General features: G+C 74.2%; 5 protein-coding genes. 4 read left to right on the forward strand and 1 reads right to left on the reverse strand.

What is annotated here, in order from left to right:
* Positions 1-697: FAD-dependent monooxygenase (locus tag AB8Z36_RS35880; protein ID WP_369217576.1), on the forward strand; the 697-nt coding region annotated here is incomplete at its 5' end.
* Entirely contained in the window at positions 697-2232 is a 1536-nt protein-coding gene (locus tag AB8Z36_RS35885) for a hypothetical protein (protein ID WP_369217577.1), read from the forward strand. The genes AB8Z36_RS35880 and AB8Z36_RS35885, both read left to right, overlap by 1 nt.
* A gap of 308 nt (positions 2233-2540) precedes the next feature.
* Here AB8Z36_RS35885 and AB8Z36_RS35890 read toward each other — a convergent pair whose 3' ends face one another.
* The gene (locus AB8Z36_RS35890; RefSeq protein WP_369217578.1) at positions 2541-2903 is read right to left on the reverse strand and encodes a VOC family protein; all 363 of its coding nucleotides are present in this window, start codon (positions 2901-2903) and stop codon (positions 2541-2543) included.
* Between the two features lie 111 nt (positions 2904-3014).
* Between AB8Z36_RS35890 and AB8Z36_RS35895 the strand changes: the two genes are divergently transcribed.
* Positions 3015-3203, forward strand: coding sequence for an antitoxin (locus AB8Z36_RS35895; protein ID WP_369217579.1), 189 nt, complete (start codon positions 3015-3017; stop codon positions 3201-3203).
* A 106-nt stretch (positions 3204-3309) separates the two neighbouring features.
* Positions 3310-3981: glycosyltransferase (locus AB8Z36_RS35900; RefSeq protein WP_369217580.1), on the forward strand; the 672-nt coding region annotated here is incomplete at its 3' end.

A 3981-nucleotide genomic window follows, 5' to 3' on the forward strand; every position in this document is an offset into this window, starting at 1 on the left:
CGGACTGCGCAGCGCGGTGCGCGGCGCGCTCTGGCCGGACGCGCCGGAGCCCCGCTATGTCGGCTACACCGCCTGGCGCATGGTCACCGAACCCCTCGCGCAGCCGCCCGCCGAAGGCGCGGCGACCTGGGGGCGCGGGGAGAGGTTCGGCTACACGGCGCTGCCGGACGGCAGGATGTACTGCTTCGCGACCGCGACCCTGCCGCCGGGAACCGCCTTCGGCTCCCGCGAGCACTCCGAACTGCTGCGCCGCTTCGGGTCCTGGCCCGCCCCGATCCCCGCGCTGCTCGCCGCCGTCCCCGAGGACGCGGTGCTCCGGCACGACCTGTACGAACTGCCGCCGCTGCACACCTTCGTACGCGGCAGGGCAGCGCTGCTCGGCGACGCCGCGCACGCCATGACCCCGAATCTCGGCCAAGGCGCGTGCCAGGCCCTGGAAGACGCGGTCACCCTGGCCCACTGCCTCGACGGCACCTCCGACGTGCCCGCCGCACTCCGCTCGTACGACCGGCAGCGCCGTCACCGCACCCAGATGGTCACCCGGCGCTCGGCCCGCCTCGGCAGGATCGGCCAGTTGGCGTGGGGGCCCGCCGTGCTCGCCCGCGACGTGGCCGCCCGGCTGGCCCCGGCGCGGGCGACCGTGCGTTCCATGGCGCCCGTGCTCGGCTGGACCGCGCCGGGAGCCGGGGGGAACTGATGCCGGACTGGACGTATCACCCGATGCGCGGGGCGGCCGCCGCCGTGCTCGGCCGACGCCGCTCACAGCTCGCCGCGCTGCGGCTGCTCGCCTCGATCGGCGCCCGCCCGGCGGGGGCGCGGCTGATCGCCCGGGGCTTCGGCCACCGGCATCCGCCCCGACGGCTCGCGGGCGAGCTCGCCGGGGTGCCCGTGACCGTACGCCTCGGCATATCCGTGCCGCCCGCACTCGCCCACGCGACGGTGCGCGCCATGCCTCCGCTGGGGGCGGGCGCCGTCGAGGTGGGACCGGTGACGGCGGCGGACGTGGCGACCCTGCGCGAGGCGGCCGCGGGCCGCTCGATACCCCTGCTGGTCCGCGACTGCGACCCGTCGCTCGAAGAAGCCCTCGCCCCGCACGTCGACGGCTTCACGCGGAGCGGCGATCCGGGCGTGGTCCGGGTGTCCGACGCCTCGGTCGCCGCCGCGGCCACGGCACTGGACGACCCGGGCACCGTCGTACTCGCCCGCCCCGCCGTGCTGGTCTCCGCCGGGCCCGGCTGGTTCGCCAGGGTCGTCGAGGCGGCGACGCCGACCGGACCCGCGCCGGTCCTGCGGGACGTCGGCCGCTCGCCCCGCCGCTGGCCCGCCTGGTTCTGGGCGCTGCTCGTCGGGCTCGGCATGACGGGTGCCGGGCTCGGCGCGGCGGCGATCACCCTCGGTCCCGTACTGCTCTGGTACGACATCGACTACCTGGGCATGACGCCGCACCAACTGCACAGCGTCAACCACCACTTGGTGCACTTCCTCCAGCACGACCGGATCACCATGGCGGGCACGATGGTGTCGATTGGCGCCCTCTACACGGGCCTCGCCCTCGGCGGCATCCGGCGGGGGTGGCCGTGGGCGCGCGAGGTGTACCTGATCTCAGGGGCGATCGGCTTCCCCACCCTCTTCTACTTCCTGGCCAACGGCTTCGTGGAGCCCCTGCACACGGCCACCACCGTCGTGCTGTTCCCCATGTTCCTGGCGGCGGTCAGGCGCCGCCCGCACGCGGTGCCGCGCTGGCGCCAGGTCCCCGAGGGCCCGGAGCGGGAGCGCCGACGGGCCCTGGTGGGCCAGTTGCTGCTCATCGTCACGGGGGCGGGCCTCTTCGTCGGCGGGGCGGTGATCTCGGTGGTGGGCCTCACGGACGTCTTCGTGCCGACGGACCTGACGTTCCTCGGTGCGGACGCGCACGCCCTCGACGCCGTGAACCCCCGCCTCGTACCGTTCCTCGCCCATGACCGCGCCGGATTCGGCGGCGCCCTGATGTCCGCCGCCGTGGCCATCGTCCTGCTCAGCGCGTGGGGTTGGCGGCGCGGTGAGTCCTGGGTCTTCTGGAGCCTCGCCACAGCGGCGGCAGCGGGCTTCCTGCCCGCGGTGGTGGTCCACGGCACGATCCACTACACCGACTTCGTCCACCTGGCCCCGGTCTACCTCGGCATCGCCCTGACCGGCACGGGACTCGCGCTGGCGCGGCCCTACTTGTGCGCGAGGGCGGACGCCGGATCCTGAAGGGCCTACTCGGGAGCCGCAGGGCCCTGGCCAGGAGCAACGCGCGAGCCCCACCCCGCAGTTGCGGAGTGGGGCTCGATTTGAGCGCCGGGCAGGCCTTGCACCTGCATTTCCCCGCAGGAAGCGGGGCGTCTTTCCTTGGACCACCGACGCGCGACCGGCCACCGCGTCCTGCGGCGACCTGCTCAAGATCCACTATAGCCTACGAAGAGACGTCGTAGAACCCGACGGGAGGCGTCGTAGAACCCGACGGGAGGCGTCGTAGAACCCGACGGGAGGTGGACCGGGCGCCCGGTCCAGGGCGGGCGTCAGGCTGACGGGCGTCGTTCGCCCAGTACGCAGAAGACGTGGCCCTCCGGGTCGGCGAGGACCACCCAGGGCTCTTCGCCGGTCTGGCCGATGTCCGCGTGCCGTGCCCCGTGGGCGAGGAGGCGGGCGACTTCGGCGTCGCGGTCGTCCGGGCGGAAGTCGAGGTGCAGAGGGCTCTTCGCCGATCCGTGGTCCCGCGCCGGGTCGAAGAGGAGGCCGGGGAGCCGGTCCGGCTCCGGCCTGATCTCGAACTCCTCGGCCGAGTCGTCGACCACCACCCACCCGAGCGCCTCAACCCACCACCGCCCCAGCCGCACGGGGTCGACCGCGTCGACGACCACTTGCTCCCACTCCAAGGCCATACGGGCAGCGTAGGCCTTCTTCGCGGGGCCGCCCTCCGGCGCCCCGGATGCGGATCACGCCGCACGCTGCGAGCCTGGATGCGGGGGCCGACACAGAGAGGCGGGTTGGCCATGTCAGTCATGGACAAGCTCAAGCAGATGCTCAAGGGCCACGAGGACAAGGCCGGCCAGGGCGTCGACAAGGCGGGTGACTTCGTCGACGACAGGACTCAGGGCAAGTACTCCAGCCAGGTCGACACCGCCCAGGACAAGCTCCGGGATCAGCTCGGGCGCGACCAGGACCAGCCTCCGCAGAGCTGACCCACAGCGTCGGCCGCCCCGTCTCCGGCCCGGAGGCGGGGCGTCGGCGCGTCCGCCCGCGCACGGGCGGCGCCGCCCTGCCATAGTGACGACAATGCGTGTGGCGATGATGACAGCGGGTTCCCGGGGCGACGTCGCCCCCTTCACCGGCCTCGGTCACGGACTCCAGGCGGCGGGGCACGACGTCACGCTGGTGACGCACGAGACGTTCGCCGCGCTGGCCGACCGTGCGGGGCTCGCGTTCCACGGGCTGCCCATCGATCCCCAGGCACTGCTGCGCACGGAGGACGGTCAACGGCTCCTGAGCAGCAGGAGCGGGCCCGCCAAGCTGGCGCGGGTGCTGGCCCTGGCGCGCGGACTCGTCGGCGAGATGGCCGACGGAATGCTGGAGACGGCGCGGACCTCCGACGTGCTGCTGCTCTCGGGCTCGGTCGCGCCGCTGGGGCACGTCATCGCCGACAGCCTCGGACTGCCGAGCCGGGGCGTCTACTTGCAGCCCCTGGCCTCCACGGCCGCCTTTCCGCCGCCCGTCATCGGCACCCGCCCCCTGGGCCGGGCCGGGAACCGCCTGGCGGGGCGTGCGGTCGTCGCGGCACTCGACCTGGTCTTCACCGAAGAGGCACGCGCCCTCCAGGCCCGGCTCGGCCTGCCCCGCGATCGCTCACGGGCCCGGCGCCGCGCCCGCGAGCTGCGTGACTGGCCGGTGCACCACGGCTTCAGCCCGCTGGTCGTGCCCCGCCCGGCCGACTGGCGACCGGGCCACACCATCAGCGGATAC

The organism is Streptomyces flavofungini, from assembly GCF_041028215.1.
Lineage (GTDB): Bacteria > Actinomycetota > Actinomycetes > Streptomycetales > Streptomycetaceae > Streptomyces > Streptomyces flavofungini_B.

Bases quoted from the DNA above. Each gene is read 5' to 3' on its own strand.
- AB8Z36_RS35885 (WP_369217577.1), top strand. From the start codon at position 697: ATGCCGGACTGGACGTATCACCCGATGCGCGGGGCGGCCGCCGCCGTG.
- AB8Z36_RS35890 (WP_369217578.1), bottom strand. From the start codon at position 2,903: ATGGCCTTGGAGTGGGAGCAAGTGGTCGTCGACGCGGTCGACCCCGTG.
- AB8Z36_RS35895 (WP_369217579.1), top strand. From the start codon at position 3,015: ATGTCAGTCATGGACAAGCTCAAGCAGATGCTCAAGGGCCACGAGGAC.